The organism is Fundidesulfovibrio agrisoli (assembly GCF_022808715.1).
GTDB classification, from domain to species: Bacteria; Desulfobacterota; Desulfovibrionia; order Desulfovibrionales; family Desulfovibrionaceae; genus Fundidesulfovibrio; species Fundidesulfovibrio agrisoli.
The window spans coordinates 1-19300 of sequence record NZ_JAKZKX010000008.1 but is presented as its reverse complement, the minus strand read 5'-3'; the positions used below and the strand labels follow the sequence as shown (position 1 = coordinate 19300).

Below are 19300 nucleotides of genomic sequence, written 5' to 3'. Positions count from 1 at the left end.
TGCTTGATTTGCGAAAAAAAATCCATAGAGTATCGTGTTAGGCAATGGCACTTGGGTTGAGATCAATCACGCAATGGTCTGAAACGGAGTAACGCGCGACATGGCCCTTACCAGCGAGGAGAGCAAAGCCAAGCGGCTCCTCCAGGAGTTTGTCCGGGAGACGATTCCCGAATATATCATCGACGGTTCGCATTCAATCGTCGCGCAGGACGGCGTCCAAAAAATCGACGTCAAGAAAAGAGAGCAATACTGGGATGTGGAGGGACAAGTCCAGGGGGAAGACTTCCAAGTCTACACTTCCGAACTCGGCCTCAACCTCGAAGACGAGACTGTCACATTCTTCTGCAATTGTCCCGACTCCTTCTCGGGCGTCTGCCGCCACGTGGGCGCCACTGCGCTCAAATACATAAAGTCCCTCGAAAGCAGCAAACAACAGGTCGCCGCGGGCGACGCCAAGCCCAAGACCGAATGGCGGCAGAGCTTCCGCGGCTTCTTCGCGACGGCCTTCGAGCCCGAACCGGGCAAGCACTACATCATATACCGCTTCTACCCCGAGCTGGGCCGCCTGCAGGTGGCGTTCTTCCGGGGCCGCCAGAACAAGTCCGGCCTGTCCCAGGTGCACACCGAGATCACCCTGGAACAGATCATCCAGAACCCGGATTGGTGCGAAACAGCCCCCAGCCTGCCCCTGGTGGCGGAGCAGATCGGCCACTACCTCGACTACCGGGGCCACCGGGTGGACATCCCCCCCGGCCTGATCTCCTGGTTCCTGTGGGCCGTGGGCAAGGAATACTATCTTTATTGGCAGGACACGGACCAGCCCGTGCGCATCGAGTCCTCCACCATGCGCCTGCAACTGCGGCCCATCCTCGACGAGGAGCAGGGCCTGCACTTCGACATCTACCTGGCGCGCCCAGGCAAGGCGCCCTTCGCCATCCAGGGCCAGGAGGCGCTCTTCTACGGGCAGCTGCCCCTGTGGGTCTGCTGGAACAAGGGGTTCTACCCGGTGCAGACCGGCCTGCCCCCGCAGTTCATCCGCGACATGGTTGAGAACCAGCCCGTCATCCCCAACGCGGACGTCTCCGAATTCCTCGACCGGGTCTGGACCAAGTTCCCCGCCTCCGACCTGCACGGCCAGAAGGAATTCCTGGAGCGCATGCAGCCCAGCTTCCTGCCCGCCAACTACAGCCCCAAGCTGTTCCTGGACGAGGAAGGCAGCCTGCTCACCATGCAGGTGCAGAACATCTACGAGACCGAGCACGGCGAAATCTACCAGGAAGGCCCAAACCCCGAACTGCAGACCGGCTCCTACACCTTCGAGGGCAAGAGCTACCTCATGGCCCGCGACCAGGACGCCGAGGCGGCCCTGATCTCGCAACTGCAGGAGATGAACTTCCAGCCGCGCAACAACGCCAACTGGTTCCTGGAGCCCGAAGAGGCCATCGTCTTCCTGCTGGACGCCTACCCCAAGCTCATCGAAAAATACCGCGTCTTCGGCGAGAAGAACCTGACCCGCTACAAGGTGCGCCTCTCCCAGCCGGTCATCGTGGCCGAGGTGGAGTCCGACGAGAAGGAGAAGTGGTTCGACCTGGAGCTGGCCGTCCAATACGACGACCAGCGCGTGCCCATCGACAAGATCTGGAAGGCCTGGACCCAGGGCAAGCGCTACGTCCAGCTCAAGGACGGCTCCTACACCAGCCTGCCCGAAAGCTGGCTCAAGCGCATCGGCCACAAGCTGAGGGCCCTGGGCTACGACCCGGACAAGCCGCCCCAGACGCGCTTCAAGCAGTTCGAGGCCCCGGTGCTGGACAAGATCTTGGAGGATCTGCCCGAAGCCCACACGGACTCCTTCTGGAACTCCCTGCGCGAGAAGATCCACAGCTTCCAGGAGATCACGCCGGTTACCGTGCCCAAGGGCCTCAACGCCCAGCTGCGCCCCTACCAGGTCCAGGGCCTCTCCTACCTCAACTTCCTGCGGGACTACGGGTTCGGCGGCATCCTGGCGGACGAGATGGGCCTGGGCAAGACCGTGCAGACTCTCACCTTCGTCCTGCACATGGCCACCCGCGGGCACCAGGCTCCCAACCTCATCGTGGTGCCCACCTCGGTGCTCCCCAACTGGGACCGCGAGGCGGAGAAGTTCGTGCCGCAGCTCAAGCGGCTCATCGTGTACGGGGCCAAGCGCGAGGGCATGTTCAAGAAGATCGCCGAGTCGGACCTGGTGATAACCACCTACGCCCTGCTCCGCCGCGACCTGGACGAGCTGCTCAACTTCGAGTTCAACGCCATCATTCTGGACGAAGCCCAGAACATCAAGAATCCCAACACCATCACCGCACGTTCGGTGCGACGCCTCAACGGCAAGATGCGCCTGTGCCTCTCGGGCACGCCCATTGAGAACAACCTCTTCGAGCTCTGGAGCCTCTTCGAATTCCTGATGCCGGGCTTCCTGGGCAGCCAGAACTCCTTCCAGCGCGGCATCGTCAAGCCCATCAAGGATGGCGACGAGGAAACCCTGGACTACCTGCGCGGGCGCGTGAAGCCCTTCATCCTGCGCAGGACCAAGTCCGAGGTGGCCAAGGACCTGCCGCCCAAGGTGGAGAACGTCCAGTACTGCGCCCTCATCGAGGAGCAGGCCGAGCTCTACTCCGCCCTGGCCAAGAAGCTGCGCGACCAGGTGCTCAAGGACGTGGACGAAAAGGGCATGGCCAAGTCCCAGATGTCGATCCTGGACGCCCTGCTCAAGCTGCGCCAGATCTGCTGCCACCCCAGGCTCCTCAAGCTGGACATGCCCGGCGTGAACACCAACCTGCCCTCCGGCAAGTTCGACACCTTCAAGGACCTCGTCACCGACATCGTGGAGGAAGGCCACAAGGTGCTGGTGTTCTCACAGTTCGTGCAGATGCTGCACATCATCCGCAGTTGGCTGCAGATCAACCAGACCCCCTTCGCCTACCTGGACGGCTCCAGCAAGGACCGCTTCGAGCAGGTGGACCGCTTCAACAACACGCCGGAAATCCCCATCTTCCTGATCTCCCTGAAGGCGGGCGGCACCGGCCTGAACCTGACCAGCGCGGACTACGTGATCCACTACGACCCCTGGTGGAACCCCGCCGTGGAGAATCAGGCCACCGACCGGACCCACCGCATCGGCCAGAAGCGGCAGGTGTTCGCCTACAAGCTCATCTGCTCCAATACGGTGGAAGAGAAGATATTGAAGCTTCAGGAGATGAAGAAAGGCGTGGCCGAGGCCATCATCCCCGGGCAGGACGCCTGGAAGAGCCTGACCCGCAACGACCTGGAGATGCTCTTCGAGGTGTAGCCCGCCGAGCGCATTGTCTTGAAAACAGACTCGCCGGGTTCAATTTCGAACTGGAAACCGGCCGGAGTAATCCGGCCGGTTTTTCATTACCCGGTACACAATCCCACAACGATACGCACTGTCCACCGGCACAGTATCGCCAAGCGGCCTGGATGCATTCTAGGCTGTATTTGACACATCCGTGTAACGTTGTGTTCATCCTGAGTGATCTTCTTCTGCACAGCGAAAACAGCCTCGCACCAGTTGTGCTTCACCTATTTAAGAAAATCAGATATATGGCGCATTGCCAGTGAATTATTTCACTTGTTTTCGTCAACTCCCATGGATAGGAGAAGCACACGGCCTGGGGGGGCTGCTTCTAATCTATTGGGCTATGAGAATGGGGGGGCTATGAATCTATTCCGCGACGTGAGCATTTTCATCAAACTCGTATCGGGCTTTCTCAGTCTGGTGGCCCTCACGCTCGTCATCGTCGTCAGCAACCATTACGTTCTTTCCGGAATCAGCAACGATTCCGCCGAAGTGGCGGCCGTGTGGTCCCCGGCAATGGCGGTCAGCGCCGACATGAGCAGAGCCGCCAACGACTTCAGGCGCGCCGAGTTCCGCTACATTCTATCCGACACCGAGGCTGAGCGCTCCAAGGCAATGGGCAGGATCGCCAAGGCCAAGCAGACCCTGGAAGCCGCCGAGGCCAAGCTTGTCAAGCTGGCCCTCACCAAGGACTGCACTGATCTGCTGCGCCAGTTCTCCGCCAAGTGGAAGGAATTCCTGCCCGTGAGCGAGAAGGTGGTGCAGCTCGCCACCTCCGGCAAGCGGGAGGAGGCCTCAGTGCTGATGTCCGGCGACTCCTCCAAGCGCTTTAACGAGGCTATGGACAGCCTGGACAAGCTCACTGAGCTTACCCAGACCCACGGGCTGCAGAATAGCTCCAAGGTGGTGTCGGACGCCGAAAAGGGCGAGTTCAAGGTGCTCGTCCTCTCCATCGCGGTCGTCATCCTGGGCCTGGGCGCGGCCCTGCTGCTGCCCCGGCGCATCACTCGGCGGCTGAGGGCCACCCAGCACCTCGCCGAGAGCGTCGCCGCGGGCAACCTCGCCGCCTGCGTGGAGGTGGACAGCGAGGACGAGCTCGGCAAGCTCCAGAAGTCCATTCTGGACATGCTCTGCAAGATCAAGGAGGAGATGTCCTTCGCCACCGGCGTGCTCAAGGGCTTCACCGTGCCCTGCTCCGTTTTCTCCAAGGAAGACACCACCCTCTTCACCAACCAGCTCATGGTGGACCTGATCGAACGCGGGGGCAAGCCCGAGGATTACACCGGGCAGACGTCCGGCGGCTTCATCTGGGGCGACTCCAAGCGCGAGACGCTCTCCACGAAAGCCCTGCGCGAAGGCCGCACCCTGACCACGGAAATGGATTTCACCACCCACAAGGGTTCCAAGCGGCACGCCCGCATCTCCTCGGCGCCCTTCTCCGACGAACAGGGCAACATCCTGGGCACCATCTCCGTATGGATGGATCTCACCGCCATCAAAGAGCAGGAAGAACTGATCGCCAGCCAGCAGGAGCAGCTCCTCAAGACCGCCTCCGACGCGGAGTTGGTGGCCGAGGCCGTCTCCTCCGCCAGCGAGGAGCTCTCCGCCCAGGTGGAGCAGGCCTCCCGCGGAGCGGACATGCAGCGAGGCCGCGCCGCGGAGACGGCCACCGCCATGGAGGAGATGAACGCCACCGTCACCGAGGTGGCCCGCAACGCCCAGGCCGCGGCCCAACGCTCCGACTCGGCCAGGACCAAGGCCCAGGAGGGTATGAGCGTGGTCAAGGAGGTCATCGCCTCCATGGAGCAGGTTCGCTCGCAGGCCCTTTCCCTCAAGGACCGCATGGCCTCGCTGGAGGATCGCGCCCTGAGCATCGGGCGCATCCTGAACGTGATCACCGACATAGCGGACCAGACCAACCTGCTGGCGCTGAACGCCGCCATCGAGGCGGCCCGCGCGGGAGACGCCGGGCGCGGCTTCGCCGTTGTGGCCGACGAAGTGCGCAAACTGGCCGAGAAGACCATGGCCGCCACCCACGAGGTGGAGTCCTCCATTTCGGGCATCCAGAACGAAGCCAAGGAGAACATGGCCAACGTGGACGCAACCGCCCAGTTCATCGACAAGGTGACCAGGCTGGCGGAGACATCGGGCGAGTCCCTCGAGGAGATCGTGAACCTGGCCGACACCACGTCGCTCGAAGTCCACAACATCGCCACGGCCGCCGAGCAGCAGTCCGCCGCCAGCGGCGAGATCAACTCCTCCGTGGCGGACATCAACCGCATCTCCGAGGAGACCGCCCAGACCATGGCTCACTCGGCCGACGCCGTGGCCGACCTGGCCAACCAGGCCGGCAAGTTGCAGCGGGTCATCGCGGGCATGCGCGGGGGCGGCGCCACGGCGGCCCTGGGGATGTAGGCTTCCACAATCGCGCCGATGCACAGCAAAGGCCCGGGCAACCGGGCCTTTTCCATTTCACCCGGCCACGACATGCAATGTTATATTTATACCCTTGACGAATATAGTATTTAATATTACTACCGCCGCATAGGGCATTGCGGCCTGAGCAATGCGCATACGGCAAGGTTGGACATGATCACGTACAGGGACATATCGTATCTGAGCAAACTCGCGCCTGTCGCCCAGTTGCTCGAATTGCTGGGCCAGCAGGAGCATCCGGCGGTCCGTTCTCCGGAGGTGTTCCTGTCCATGGCCCGTGACATCTGGGAGGTCTACGGCCTGCTTTCGAGCAGACTGAGCGATGAGGCCGCCTGCCGCGACGAGGCGCTGTACGGCGCCCATTACTATGACAGGCTCGAAATGCGCGTCCGGGAGGCCTTGAAGGAGCTGCTCTAACCTCCGCCGAAGCCCTCCGGGCAGCAGCTCGGCCATCATCCGTCCGGCAACCCCTTACCAATTTGGAACGGAGTGAGACGCCCCCCCTCTCGATTAGGGCACGGTGGCGGGCACGCCCCCGCGAACGCCCAAAGGGGAGCAAGCATGCCATCCAGGGCTGGTTTTGCGTCTCAAAACGCAAGAGCCGCCCGCCCAAGCTGGCGGGCGGCCCCTTGAACGCGGTTCGCCGCTGGATGGCCCGGGGGCCGGGTCAGCCCTGCATCTCGCGGATCACGGATTCGATGGATCTGGCCAGTTCCGCCACGTCCTCCGTGGCCCTGGCCAACTCCCGCATGATGGAGCTGTTTTCGTCGGCGATGCGGTTCACGTCGTCCACGGAGCGGGTGATCTCCTCCGATGCGGACGATTGCTGCTCCGCAGCCGTGGCGATGGAGCGGATCATGTCGGCGGTGCTCACGGAAACGGCCACGATGCTCGCCAGGGCATCGCCCGCCTTGTTCACCATGTCCGCCCCGGTTTCGATCTCGCGGCCTGCCGCCTCCATCATGTCGATGTTCGCTCTGGTGGCGTTCTGGATGCCCACGATGGCGGCGTTGACCTCGCCGGTGGCGTGCATGGTCTTTTCCGCCAGCTTGCGCACCTCGTCCGCCACCACGGCGAAGCCGCGCCCGGCGTCCCCCGCGCGGGCCGCCTCGATGGCGGCATTCAAGGCCAGCAAATTGGTCTGGTCGGCGATGTCGTTGATGATGTTCATCACGCTGCCCACGCTGGCCACCTGATCCCCCAGGGCATGCAGGCTGTGCCTGATGGCTTCGGCCTGCTCCCGAACCCCCATGATCGACTCGATGGAGCTTCTGGCGATGGCCTGGCCCTGTTCGGCCTTCTGCCGGGCGCTGTCCGCGCTGCCCGAGGCGTCGCCGGAATTGCGCGCCACCTCCAGGATGGAGGCGTTCATCTCCTCCACGGCGGTGGCCGTCTCCTGGATGCGCTCGCGCTGCATGCCGGAACCGGCGCTGGCCTCCTCGATCTGTTCGGAGAGCAGCCGCGCGGACGAGGCCAGACCCATGGCGATCTGGTCGGCGCGCTGGGCGGCGTGGGCCAGGGTCTCGTGCTGCTGCTTGATGCGCTCCTGCTGCACGTGCAGCTCCGTGATGTCCTCCCAGAACATGATGGAGCCGAGGATCTCGCCATCCATGTCGAAGAACGGGGTGGTCACCACGTTGGCGTGGACCACCTTGCCGGACGGGCAGACCCGCTCGCGCTTGCCACGGAACTCCCGGCGCTCCTCGATGGCCTGGTCGGCTATGGTGAAGCGGGTCTCGTCGTTCCAGAAGAAGACGCCGGGCCGCTGGCCGATGTAGGTCTCGGGGGTGCCGTCCTTTTCCAGCAGGTCGCAGATCAGGGTGTTGAGCCACAGAACCTTGTGGTCAGGCCCCACCAGCACGCACGGGGTCGGGATGGCTTTGAGCACGCCGCCCGAGAAGCCGAGCTTGTTCTTGAGGTCCGCCACCATCATGCCCAGGCTCTGGGCCAGGGTGGCCAGTTCGTCCTGCCCGGTGACCGCGAAGTTCACGGAGAAGTCGCCATCCACCACGCGCGAACAGCCGTGCGCGATGGAGGTCACCTTGGAGACCAGCAGCCGCCTGATGGCGTATATGCACGTGCCCACCAGCAGCACCAGGCCGCCCAGGCCCACCAGGGCGGTGGTCATGATGTGGGAGTCGGCTTCCCGCCACTCGGCGGAGACGTCGTTGAGCAGCACGATCTGGCCCAGGATGGGCTGGCTCGAGCCATGGCAGTGGTGGCAGCGTTCGGCGTTGGGGATGCTGATGATCCGCGCGCTGCTGCGCTTGCCGCCCTCCTCCGCCATGATGGAGGTTTTGACCGGGGCCGCGAGGGCGCGCTTGACCTCGGTAAGCAGCGCCGAGTCCGAGAGCACGGTGGCGATGTCCTTGCGGACCGCCGAATTGTCGGTGGCGTACGTCACGTTGCCTTTGAAGTTGGTCATGTAGGCCGTTATCCGGGGGAATTTCTCCCGTATTTCGGAGAACTCCCCGGCTGTGGAGGCGTTGTCGCCCACTACCATGGGCTTGGCGATATCCATGTAGACGAGATCGGCCAGCTCCTCGGAGGCGGACTCGATGGAATGTCGCAGCATGCTCTTCTGGGAGGCCGCGTTGAAAACGATGATGACGCCGAAAACGGCCAGGGAAATGGAAGCGACGAGGATCGCGATCTTTGCGTTAATCGATTTGGCGAGGAACATACGGACTCCACATGGGATCATTGCCCAGATGCCTGAGCCGGCCCACGAGCTGGATGTGGAACAAGCGCCCCGGAACCGCCCTGCGCATGGAGAAAATCCATCGCGCAGAGAGGCCGGAAAGCTAGTGCGCCCCAGACGCCACGAGAGGCTTGAACTTGAAGTCCGACACGCGCTGCGAGTTGTGGCAGACGACGCAATCGGAAAGGCGAGGCTTGGGTTTTATCAGCTTGGGGTCGCTGCTGGCGGCATGTGCGGAGCCGGGGCCGTGGCAGGTTTCGCAGCCCACGTCGGAAAGTTCGGGGGTCTTGTCCTTGCTCACGAAGCCGCCAGGCTTCTTGTAGCCCGTGGTGTGGCATTCATAACAGCCTTCGATTTCGGCCTGCGTGAGCTTGGGAATCATGACGGCGATGGAATTCCAGGAATGGGCCTTCTTGGAATACTTCGAGAAGCTATCGAACTGGGCGGAATGACATTCGCCACAGGCCTTGCTGCCGACATAGACAGCCTGGGCACAGGCGAAGGATGGCGCGAGGAATATAGAGACGATCCAAACAACAACAACCAGTCGATTCATATACACCTCGACAATGTAAAGTGTATGCTAATTTCCACTCTGCAAACAATCAATTCGAAATGCAGTCACACAGACAGAGAGCAGACAAAAAACTGGGTTGTTGTTGTAATATACAGTAAACGCATAGGAGCATATGCGTTATTTTCGACGAAGCCGCGCAGATACACTAGCACGACCAGAGTCGAATCAAATTGGTGACGGCCCTATGCCATCTTGTGAAAAAATTAGCAAGACATAAATGTAAAAAACAACAGAGGGAAACCAGGCATGGCAAAACAATAGGGCCGGAGCTTCCAGCTAGCTCCGGCCCACGGCGAACGAACAGTCAGACTTCTTTTGCCTCAGGCCATATCCCTGTCGCGGAAGCCGAGCAGATAGAGCACCGCATCGAGCCCCAGGGTGCTGATGGCGTGCCCCGCCCCCTCCTTGACCACGGGCTTGGCCCTGAAGGCGATGCCCAGGCCCGCCAGGTTGAGCATGGGCAGGTCGTTGGCGCCGTCGCCCACGGCGATGGTCTGCAGCAGGGAGATGTTCTCCTTGGACGCGATCTCGCGCAGGCAGGCCGCCTTGCGCTGGGCGTCCACGATTTCGCCCTCCACGTTGCCCGTGAGCAGGCCGTCCGCTATCTCCAGCTTGTTGGCGTGGACGTAGTCGATTCCAAGGCGCGATTGCAGCAGCTCGCCGAAATAGGTGAACCCGCCGGAGATGATCGCGGTCTTGTAGCCGAAGCGCTTGAGGTTCTTCACCAGCTTCTCGGCCCCGTCGTTGAGGGGAATCCCCGCCGCGACGGACTCCAGCATGGTGGCGGGCATGCCCTTGAGCAGGCTGAGCCGCCTGCGCAGGCTCTGCTTGAAGTCCAACTCGCCGCGCATGGCCGACTCGGTGATGGCCGCCACCTGCTCGCCCACGCCCCAGGCCTTGGCCAACTCGTCGATCACCTCCACGCGGATCAGCGTGGAATCCATGTCGAAGGCCACCAGGCGCCGGTTGCGGCGGAAGGCGTTGTCCTCCTGCAGGGCGATGTCCACACCCAGGCGGGCCGCGATGGCCAGGAAGGCCTTGCGCATGGCCGCAACGTCCACGGGCTCGCCGCGCACCGAGAACTCGATGCAGGCCGGGCGCTGCGGGTCAGTCTCCGTGAGGGTTGGGCGGCCGGTGAGCCGGTTGATGGACTGGATGTTCAGCCCGTTCTGGGAGATCACGCTGGTCACGGCCGCCACCTGCTCCGCGCTGATGGTGCGCCCCAGCAGGGAGACGATCCAGCGCGGCTTGCCCGCGGAATCCACCCAGGAGCTGTAATCCTCCGCGCTCACGGGGGTGAACTTGCAGCTGATGCCCATCTCGTGGGCGGCGTAGAGCAGATCCTTGACCACGGCGGCGGACTGGGCGTCCTCCGGGATGCGGATGAGCATGCCCAGGGAGAGGTCGTCGTGGATGACGGCCTGGCCCACGTCCAGGATGTCCGCCCCGTACTCCGCCAGGAGGTTGGAGAAGCTGGAGACGATGCCCGTCCTGTCCGCGCCGAATATGTGTACCAGGAGGATGTCTTTCATGAGGGATTCCTTGTGCGTTCGAGGCGCTCTTTTTTCATAAAACAGGCGTGGCGTAAATGCGCCGGGTGACGCGGCGGCCCGGGCGCTTGGCCTCGGCACGGCAATGGGCTACAAAAAGAAGAAAAACGGAGGTTGACCGCCATGAGCGAGAAGCGAAGCGTCAGCACGGACAAGGCCCCCGCCGCCATCGGCCCTTACTCCCAGGCCGTCTGGGCTGGCGACCTGCTGTTCTGTTCCGGCCAGATACCCATAGACCCCGCCACCGGCCAGATCGTGGTCGGCGGAGCCGCTGACCAGGCCCGCCAGGTGCTCGACAACATCTGCGCCGTGCTGGAGGCGGCCGGACTGGGCCTGGACGCGGTGGTCAAGGCCACGGTGTTCTTCAAGAACATGGAGGACTTCCAGGCCGTTAACGAGGTCTACGCCAGCTACTTCAAACCGCCCTTCCCCGCCCGCTCCGGCGTGGAGGTGGCCAGGCTGCCCAAAGACGTGCTCGTGGAGATCGAGGTGATCGCCCGCAAGGGCTGAAAAGCCCGCCGCGGTTGGCAACGAAAAGGGCCGCCGCTCCCCTGGGAGCGGCGGCCCTTGCCTCACCGGGGAATGCCTTCCCTACTTTGACCAGACCAGCTCGGGGTTGAGCGCGTTGGTCCAGGGCAGGCCGTAGTTCTTCCAGCCGTTGCGCATGCGCTTGCCGTTGAAGACGCTCTCGGGGTCGTTCACGGCGTCGCCCTCGAAACCGTCCACTACGTTGTACACATTGGTGAAACCGGCCTGGGCCAGCAGGTTGACGGCCACGGCCGCGCGCTGACCGCTGCGGCACATCACCAGGATGGTGGCGTCCTTGCCGTAGCGCTTGGAGACCTGGGCCACGAAATCCGGGTTGTCGGCCATGCCGTAGTGCTTCTTCTCGGCGTCGAACTTGGTGGTGCAGAGCTTCACGGGGACGTTCGCGGCCATCTCGGCGTGACCCACGAAATCGTACTCCTCGGGGGTGCGCACATCCAGGATGGCCACTTCCTTGGGCTTGCCACGGTACATGATGTAGGCTTCCATGGCGTTGCAGTACTTGCCGAGGGTGGTGTGCTTCCGGGTGTCCGCCGGGGCCGCGCCCTGGGCGGAGGCGGTGGCGGCGCAAAGCCCGGACAGCAGGAACACGGCGACGAGAACTGAAGCAAACTTGCGCATATTTCTCCCTTGCTGATGCTTATTGGTTGAGGGCGACGAATTCTTTTTGCACGGTTCCCGAGTTCATGTCCAATGGATCCACGGGGGTATAATTTCGCGCCGCACGGCCCGGTATTTGGCCCGGGATCTGGCCCGAACCCGCCCTGTCCGCATCATTGAAGAGGAGGCCCCGCGCCTGATTCCCTCCTGAGCCCGGCTCGTAACTCGCGGGACGCACCGCACGGCCCATCCCAGAGGATGCCTCCATCAGGCCCGAACCAGCCGCGTCGGTCCGCGCCGTATCCTCCGGGGCCTGCTGGCTACGCCTGGACCCGCCAGCCCTGCGCACAAAGCGCAGGATTCCGGCGAACATGCCGGTCTGGAGGTCCTCCTCAAGCTCTGCATAGGTTCTGCCCAATTGTGCCGGGTTCCTGGACTGCCCGGGCTTGTGGGTCAGGCTGATCTCAGACTCGGACGGGGTTCCGGCTTTGGCGCTTGCGAACCTGCCGTTCATGGCGGTGTCCCTGACGCAACCCGGCCCGGCGACGGCCAGGGCGGCGGCGACCAGCAGCAGCGTGCACTTGGAAATCATAACTACCCCTCGTTGTGGATTTTCCATACGGGCGGACGAGACGGCCATGCGGCCGAAGTCCGCCGTTCCGGCGGGATGAGGCTGCGAGGGATGGGGCTGCTTGCGGAGCTATCAGCTCCGCAGGCATCTGAGACGGCCTGGGGAGGGTGGAACGGTCCCGCCGGGGAGCGCTTGCGGTGGTCCTGCAAATGCCGTGCGCTTGCGCTCGGAAATCTGACGCCAGGCGCCGGCCCGCTCGGCAGCCACGAGGCCCCTCCGGCTTTATCAGGCCACCTAGCAATCAAGAATTATTAGTAATTGCTAATACGGTCAGCTGAAGCGGGAAGATGAAAAAAATTCCGCCCACGCCCGCACAAAGGGTGGTCTGAGGCTTCCCAGCGAGGCACCGCGAGGCCGTCTCCGGCCCAGGCGGGAAAAAATAGCCTACCGGAACAGTTCCTGGATGGCAGACAGCGAATGACCCCTTTCGGGTGTCAGAACTCCGGCGTTCTCGGGCAAGCAGGCAGTGAAGGACTCGCCCTTGGGCCGGGGCCAGGAATCTTGCGACGCTCCCGGCGCTAATTTCTTCCAAATGTCATGCAAGCTGTGGCAGGATGGTCTAGAAATTTGAAATTAGCCACACAGGAGGACACCATGTCTGAAAAGACCGTTTTCTTGAACATCGAGGATAAAATGCTTCGTTACGACGCCGCGGTGCTGCTGCGCCAAATGGCCGATTCCCTGGCCCAGGGCGGGTTTCCCGCCGAGGGCGGATGCATCGCGGTGGGCAACGAAGTCAAAGTGGAATGCAAGGGCAAGCTCAAGTCCAAGGAAGGCGGCTGCAAGGGGTCGCTGAAGGTCGAGATCGCCTGGTCCGCCCAGTCCTGACCGCGCGGGCGCTTTGCCGCCTGTAAAACTGATTCCGGGTGGACTTCACCCGGTTTGGTGCGGCGGTTGTCCTTATCGGAGGGCTTCCGCCGCCATTTTTTCGGTGATGCGCCAGTAATCCAGGGCCATGCGCTCCACCGTGAAGTGGCGCAGCGCCCTGGCGCGGGCCTCCCGGCCCATTCCCCTGGCCAGGCCCTGGTCGCAGAGCAGCCGGGCGCACGCTCCGGCAAGCCAGGGCTCGTCACCCGGCGGGACCACGAACCCTTCCACGCCGTCCGTCATCTGCTCAGGTACCCCACCCACCCCGTATGCGGCCACCGGCACGCCCTGGGCCATGGACTCCAGCACCACCAGCGGGTGGTTGTCCGCCAAGGTTGGGTACACCAGCACGTCTGCCGCGCGCATGAGCGAGCGCAGCCTCTCGCCTTCGAGATAGGGAAATACGGCCAAGCCTTCGACCATGCGGCTCTCGTCCCCTCCGGCCACCACGCCGAGAGTGCCGGGCGCCAGCTCCCGCAGCTTGGCAAAGATGTCTTCGATGCGCCCGCCGCCCTTGTAGGCCGCGCGCACGCCGCCGTGGGCCAGGAAGAGGGCCGTCCTGGCCTGTGGGGCGATGCCGAACGCAGCCCTCGCTGCGAGCTTGTCCTCCAGTTCGAGGGGGACGCGCACGCCGTTGGGCGCCACCCTGACCCGGCAGTCCGGCCACACCTGACGCAGTTGGCGCGCCAGCCAGGCCGACGGGGAGACCAGCATGGGCTTGAGCCTGCGCACCAGGTCGAGCTTCACGGCCAGAACCCTGGCGGAATCCGCGAATCCCCTGGGGCAGGGGTCGGGGCAGCCCCGCTCCCGCTTGGGGCAGTCCAGCGGGTAAACGCACCCGCCTGTGAACAGCGAACAATCGTGCACCGTGAGCAGCGGTTTCCGCCCGGCGGCAAGGAAGCCCTCCAGCAGGGCCGCCCAGTCCGTGGTGGCGTGCACATGCGTCACGGCCCCGGCCGGGGCCTCGAAGGCCACGCGCCCGGGCTCCACCAAAACCGTATCGGGGCTGCCGCCCAGGGCATCGCCCCCTTCAGGCGCGGGCTCACGGGCTTCGCAACTCAGCGTCACCTCCCAGGAGGATTCGCGCTGAGCCGCAGCCAACGAGCGGGCAACAGCGGCCGCGCCGCCGCGACGCTCCAGGAGCATGTGGTGGTGAATGGCGGGCTTGTCAGTCACGGCCGCGCTCCAGGAGGTCGTGCTTGAGGCACCAGAGCAGCATGGCCCGGGCCTGCTCCTCATCGATCTCCGGTGCCGCCGCCCGCAGCCGCTCGCACAGCGCGAGCGCGGGCAGGGGTTTGCGCGCCAGCACCAGCAGCGGGCGCAGGGCCTCCATGGGCAGCACGCCCTCCAGCCCTTCATAGACCACCGGGAAATCCTGCCCCCTGTACACGGCGTTGCCCAGGCGGCTGAGCACCAGCGGCGGCGACGTCTCCAGGCTGTGCGACGGGTAGCCCCCGAATACGGCGGAGTAAGGCACGGACATGGGGTGCGCTGCCGCTCCCGGCCGGGGGACGGGCAGCTCCCGGAGCCGTTCCCAGAGCTCCACGTGCCGCGTGGCGATGGCCTCCCAGGAGTATCCGGCCATCCCGGACCTGGCCCGCTGACCCATCTCCCGCCTGAGGTTTGCGTCTCCGGCCAGGCGGGCGATGGCCTCGGCCATGGAGGGCACGTCCACGGCCAGGCGCTGGGCCAGCAACAGATGCGTGTGGTTGTCGAAGCTCAGGGGGGCCAGCAGATCCACCTCGGTGGTGAGACCGAGCCCGGTGGCGGGCACGAGCAGGCCGGTGGCTTCGTGGCGCACCAGGTCGCGGTACCCGTCGAAATCGGAGGCGATGACGGGCAGGCCCATGGCCTGGGCCTCCAGCAGGGTCAGGCCGAAGGTCTCCTGCAGGTTGTCCGAGGGCGACAGGAACACGTCGGCCGCCGCGTAGAGCAGCAGCTTGCGCTCGTGGCTGGGGCGCTCCTCCACGCTGAGGGGCAGGCCGATGTTGCGGGCCATGTCCTCCAGGGCGCGCCGCCCCCAGTCCTCCTCGTCGGTCCATCCGGCCAGCACGAGGCGAACGCCCTCTTGGGGCGCGCAGCCCATGAGCACGCGCTGGAAGGCCCGCAGGATGGGCAGGAAATCCATCTTGGAGCTGTGGCACAGCCTGGCCAGAACCAGGAACACCGTCTCCCCGCCGTAGCCCGCCTCGGCGCGCGCGGCCCGGCGGGCCTCCTCTCCTGGAGGCGCGTAGCCTTGCAGGTCCACACCGAGGGGGATGTGCTCCACCCTGGGTTCGGGGAATCGATCCGGGTCCAGCCCGTAGCCCTCGCGCAGGCTGCGGTAGTAGGCGCGCACCACCTCGGCCCCGGCCCGGGAAGTGGCCACCACCGCGTCGCGGGGGCTGGTGCAGGGGCTCAGGTGCTTGAGGAAATCCTGGCCGTAGCGGGCGTAGCTCAGGGAATGCGTGACCGATGTGATGGGAAAAATTTGCCCGGAGCGGGCGTTGCGCAGCGCGGCCAAAAAGCCCGGCATCACGATGCAGTCCGAGAGATGGAATGCGTGATGGTCGTCGGCGGCCAGGGCGGCGGGCAGGCTCCGGCGGGTGGCCACCTCCACCCCGCCCCGTTCCAGGAGAGAGGGATGCCGCCGCGCGAGCTCCGTTTTCAGGGCCTCGCAGGCCGCCTTCGAGGGAAGATAGAAGCGGTAGGCGTCGTAAGGGTCCAGGCGCAGCAGCCCGTCGAGAAAGCCCGCGTTGGCCTGTGTCCTGCCCATGACGGGCCCCTGCTCGAAGAAGGGGTCCAGGCTGGCCCATATGCGCTTTATTCCCATGCCTCCTATGAAGCACAAGGCGTGCCGACATGCCAGCCTTCGCCCGGAAACGGTGAATTTTTCAGCGCTGGCCCGCATGTTGCATGATGTCCGGCGAAATGGAGCCACGCACCAACCGGAGGATCGACATGCGACGCGGCAACCGTACCGAGCTCATCTGGGGCCTGGGCCTGAGCGACGAATTCATGAAGGAACTGGAGCAGGCGCTCGGCCCCGGCTATCAGATGCGCAACTGGCCCGTGAACGCGCTGCCCTCCAGGCGCGACATGGACAAGACCAGCCCCCTGACGGTCTGGGTGCCTCTGTCCGTGTGGAACGCCCTGCCGCCCTCCTCCCGCAGGCACCTGCGCGACTGGGAGCTCACCCAGCGCGTGCTCATTCTCGACGGCCCCCACGAAGGCCCGGACGTGGAGGAGATCCTGGAGCTCGGCTTCCTCACCGCGCTCACCCCGCCCGTCTCGACCAACAAGATCCGCGACGCGGTGTTCAGGGCCAAGGAAGTGCGCGGCCTCTACGACGACATCTTCAGCATGACCCGCGAGATCATGCTCGAGCGCGAGCTCCTGGCCCGCAAGACGGACCAGATCATCTTTCTGAACACCGTGCTCACCAGGGCCTCCCAGTCGCTCGAACCGAGCATCATCCTGGCCAACGCCAGGGAGGACCTGAGCCTGCTCTTCCCCGTGCACGGCCTGCAGGGCGCGTTCTGGCAGCCCGGCGACGACGGCAGGCTGGTTGGCGAGCTGTTCCTGGCCCCCTGCCATGACCAGCAAAGCAGACAGACCTGGATCGACTACCTGCTGGCAAGCTCCGTCAAACTGGCCGGAGGCCCGGTGGACGGCTTCACGGTGGAGAATCTGAACCAGGCCCTGCCGGAGGACTGCCTCACCCTGCCCTCCCCGCAGACCACGGTGCTGCTGCCCCTCAAGGTCGCGGGAAGCGCCTTCGGCTGCCTGGCCATCAGCAAGGACAAGGATCTGCGCCTCGGCAAGGACCACGTAACCTCGCTCACGGCCGCCGCCAACCACCTGGCGTTGGCCCTGCGCAACGCCATGCTGTTTCGCGAGGTCAAGACCAAGGCGGACCACGACGGGCTCACCCTCATCCATAATCGTCAATCCTTTGACGACAAGATCGCCGACGAGCTCAAGCGCCACCAGCGCTATCGGCAAAGCCTGAGCCTGCTGCTGTTCGACCTGGACCACTTCAAGTCCATCAACGACACCCTGGGGCACCAGGCGGGCGACTTGGTGCTCAAGGACATCGGGGCCATCCTGGAGGAATCCTGCCGGGAGACGGACTTCGCTGCCCGCTACGGCGGTGAGGAGTTCGTGGTCATCATGCCGCAGACCAACGAGGACCAGGCCTGGGTGCTGGCCGAGCGCCTGCGCCGCAAGATCGAGCACAAGAATTTCCAGTACGCGGACAAGCAGTTCCAGGTGACCTGCTCCATCGGCGTGGCCACGCTCACGCCGGGCGCGCTCTCACGCAAGGAAGAGCTGATCCGCAGGGCGGACGAGGCGCTCTACCTGGCCAAGTCCAACGGGCGCAACATGGTCTGCGTCTCCAACGTGCAGGACCAGAAAAAGGTGGTCGGCCTGGTACGCCAAGGTTGACTTTCACACAGGCTGGGCATAGTTGAATCTGCTCTTCGGGCAGTTAGCTCAGATGGATAGAGCGTTGGCCTCCGGAGCCAAAGGCCACAGGTTCGAATCCTGTACTGCCCGCCAAAGATTACAGGGGTTTAGGTTGCACACCTAGACCCCTTCTTCTTTGAAAAGCAAGACATAAGCAAGCGGCATTGCCTAGTAGCAATGCCTTGGATATGACCCCGAGCATGGGAACCACGCAGAGGGAGAAGGCCGGGGACCGCTACAGGGGCGTCTACTTTCGGGAGCTTGCCACTTTTCATGGCAAGAAACCGGATCGGGCCTGGGAGATCATCTACTTCGTGAACGGCAAAACCGTCACAGAGAAGGTGGGCCGGTCCAGCACCGGAATGACTGCCCGGAAGGCCTTCGAAATCCTGACCCAGCGAAAAGCAAGCATTGCTAATGGGGAAGTGCCGTCGCTCAAGGCGGGTTCTCCCACCCTTGATGACTGCTGGGAACTCTACCGGACCTGGGCTAAACTGCAGGGTAAGCACATCGTCCCTGAAGAGAACCGTTACCGCCTGCACCTCGCAGCCCCGTTTGGTGGCCGCAAGCTCATTCACATCGACCCCAGCGACGTCGCCACGTTCAAGACCGACAAGCTCAAGGCCCTCTCTCCTCAGTCGGTGAAGCACATTCTTGCCCTGGCTCGTCGCGTTGTGACGCACGCCCTGGAGGTCAAGAATCGTTGGCGGGACATGAACCCCTTTGAGTTTAACGAGAAGCGCGGAACTAGCGTCGGCAAGCTCAACAACGAGCGCGTCAGGTTCTTCAGCCCCTAGGAAGCTCAGGCGTTACTTGAGGAACTTGAGCGACATTCTCAACAACTTCATGACATGGCCTTGCTCTCCCTGCGGACAGGGCTGAGGGCCACAGAGCTGTTCAGCCTGACAGGGGCAGACCTCCAGCCAGAGCATGGCGTCATCCACCTGACGGGCAAGGGCGGCAGGCGGGAACTGGTTCGCGTCCATGATCCTGACGGCTCCCTGTTCGGGATGCTCCAGAACTACGTCACCGGGCCCAGCGCCCTACTCTTCAGGGCTCGGAACGGGAAGCGGATCGTCACCCTCTCCGACACCTTCCAGCGCGTCTGCACGGCCTTTGGACTCAACAAAGAGGACACCCCCGAAACAATGAGGGCCATTTTTCACACCCTGCGCCACAGCTTCGCAAGCTGGCACGCACAGAGCGGGAAAGTGACCCTCTACGAGCTTCAGACGCTCATGCGCCACAGGCGGATTGAGATGACCCAGCGTTACGCTCACCTCATACCGGAGGATGTGGCCGCAAAACAGTCTGTGATCCTAGACATGCTTAGCTGCGTGTTGAAAAACACTGCCAAGTGACCGAGAATCCGGCCATCGAGCGGGCGGAGGTGAAGCGATGGGTCTTGACCGTCAGGGCGACCAGCAAGGGAAGATGTATTTGGCCTGGGATGAAATTCCCAGGTCACGCGGACACGCCTTTTACGACCGTCTCCAGCTGATCCTACGTAAGTCCGGCTTCGACGTCTTCGCCGAGAAGCTGTGCAACCCCTTCTATTCCGACAAGGGCCGCCCATCGATTCCGCCCGGCC

The 19300-nt window shown here is 63.7% G+C and carries 14 protein-coding genes, 1 tRNA gene and 2 pseudogenes; 10 read left to right on the top strand and 7 right to left on the bottom strand.

Annotated elements, in window-relative coordinates; genetic code table 11:
- Positions 1-100: 100 nt before the first annotated feature.
- The 3 genes from MLE27_RS07740 (at position 101) to MLE27_RS07730 (ending at position 6205) form a co-directional block, all read left to right on the top strand.
- The gene (locus MLE27_RS07740) at positions 101-3322 is read left to right on the top strand and encodes a DEAD/DEAH box helicase (protein ID WP_243311492.1); all 3222 of its coding nucleotides are present in this window, start codon (positions 101-103) and stop codon (positions 3320-3322) included.
- A 390-nt stretch (positions 3323-3712) separates the two neighbouring features.
- On the top strand, positions 3713-5767 hold the full coding sequence (locus tag MLE27_RS07735; RefSeq protein ID WP_243311491.1) for a methyl-accepting chemotaxis protein: 2055 nt from the start codon (positions 3713-3715) through the stop codon (positions 5765-5767).
- 174 nt (positions 5768-5941) lie between these two features.
- Positions 5942-6205 (top strand): hypothetical protein, encoded by a 264-nt coding sequence (locus MLE27_RS07730; RefSeq protein WP_243311490.1) that lies wholly within the window; start codon positions 5942-5944, stop codon positions 6203-6205.
- 250 nt (positions 6206-6455) lie between these two features.
- Here the strand turns inward: MLE27_RS07730 and MLE27_RS07725 are convergent, their stop codons facing one another.
- The 3 genes from MLE27_RS07725 to serB form a co-directional block, all read right to left on the bottom strand.
- Positions 6456-8471 (bottom strand): methyl-accepting chemotaxis protein, encoded by a 2016-nt coding sequence (locus tag MLE27_RS07725; protein ID WP_243311489.1) that lies wholly within the window; start codon positions 8469-8471, stop codon positions 6456-6458.
- A 121-nt stretch (positions 8472-8592) separates the two neighbouring features.
- The gene (locus MLE27_RS07720) at positions 8593-9045 is read right to left on the bottom strand and encodes a cytochrome c family protein (protein WP_243311488.1); all 453 of its coding nucleotides are present in this window, start codon (positions 9043-9045) and stop codon (positions 8593-8595) included.
- A gap of 341 nt (positions 9046-9386) precedes the next feature.
- Positions 9387-10598 (bottom strand): phosphoserine phosphatase SerB, encoded by a 1212-nt coding sequence (serB, locus tag MLE27_RS07715; protein WP_243311487.1) that lies wholly within the window; start codon positions 10596-10598, stop codon positions 9387-9389.
- Between the two features lie 141 nt (positions 10599-10739).
- Here serB and MLE27_RS07710 point away from each other — a divergent pair, with 141 nt between their 5' ends.
- Positions 10740-11126, top strand: a complete 387-nt coding sequence (locus MLE27_RS07710) for a RidA family protein (RefSeq protein ID WP_243311486.1) — start codon at positions 10740-10742, stop codon at positions 11124-11126.
- An 81-nt stretch (positions 11127-11207) separates the two neighbouring features.
- Here MLE27_RS07710 and MLE27_RS07705 read toward each other — a convergent pair whose 3' ends face one another.
- Both MLE27_RS07705 and MLE27_RS07700 read right to left on the bottom strand, forming a co-directional pair.
- Positions 11208-11783 (bottom strand): rhodanese-like domain-containing protein, encoded by a 576-nt coding sequence (locus MLE27_RS07705; RefSeq protein WP_243311485.1) that lies wholly within the window; start codon positions 11781-11783, stop codon positions 11208-11210.
- A gap of 19 nt (positions 11784-11802) precedes the next feature.
- Positions 11803-12354 carry a hypothetical protein gene (locus MLE27_RS07700; protein ID WP_243311484.1) on the bottom strand — a complete coding sequence of 184 codons (552 nt, stop codon included), beginning with the start codon at positions 12352-12354 and terminating at the stop codon, positions 11803-11805.
- A 633-nt stretch (positions 12355-12987) separates the two neighbouring features.
- Here MLE27_RS07700 and MLE27_RS07695 point away from each other — a divergent pair.
- Positions 12988-13221, top strand: coding sequence for an amphi-Trp domain-containing protein (locus MLE27_RS07695; protein WP_243311483.1), 234 nt, complete (start codon positions 12988-12990; stop codon positions 13219-13221).
- 72 nt (positions 13222-13293) lie between these two features.
- On the opposite strand, the gene MLE27_RS18130 is transcribed toward MLE27_RS07695, so the two are convergent.
- Together MLE27_RS18130 and MLE27_RS07685 are read right to left on the bottom strand one after the other, a co-directional pair.
- Entirely contained in the window at positions 13294-14436 is a 1143-nt protein-coding gene (locus MLE27_RS18130; RefSeq protein ID WP_243311482.1) for a glycosyltransferase, read from the bottom strand.
- A complete protein-coding gene (locus MLE27_RS07685; RefSeq protein WP_243311481.1) occupies positions 14429-16072 on the bottom strand; it encodes a glycosyltransferase family 4 protein in 1644 nt (547 codons plus the stop codon). The genes MLE27_RS18130 and MLE27_RS07685 overlap by 8 nt, the downstream gene beginning before the upstream one ends.
- 128 nt (positions 16073-16200) lie before the next feature.
- Here MLE27_RS07685 and MLE27_RS07680 point away from each other — a divergent pair, with 128 nt between their 5' ends.
- The 5 genes and pseudogenes from MLE27_RS07680 to MLE27_RS07660 form a co-directional block, all read left to right on the top strand.
- Complete coding sequence (locus tag MLE27_RS07680) at positions 16201-17688, top strand: GGDEF domain-containing protein (RefSeq protein WP_243311480.1); 1488 nt, start codon at positions 16201-16203, stop codon at positions 17686-17688.
- Positions 17689-17725: 37 nt separating this feature from the next.
- Positions 17726-17802: transfer RNA gene (locus tag MLE27_RS07675), tRNA-Arg, on the top strand.
- Between the two features lie 107 nt (positions 17803-17909).
- Positions 17910-18506, top strand: a complete 597-nt coding sequence (locus tag MLE27_RS07670; protein WP_243311479.1) for a hypothetical protein — start codon at positions 17910-17912, stop codon at positions 18504-18506.
- Between the two features lie 12 nt (positions 18507-18518).
- A pseudogene (locus MLE27_RS07665) lies at positions 18519-19070 on the top strand (tyrosine-type recombinase/integrase); the annotation flags it as partial.
- A 37-nt stretch (positions 19071-19107) separates the two neighbouring features.
- Positions 19108-19300, top strand: a pseudogene (locus tag MLE27_RS07660) (transposase); the annotation flags it as partial.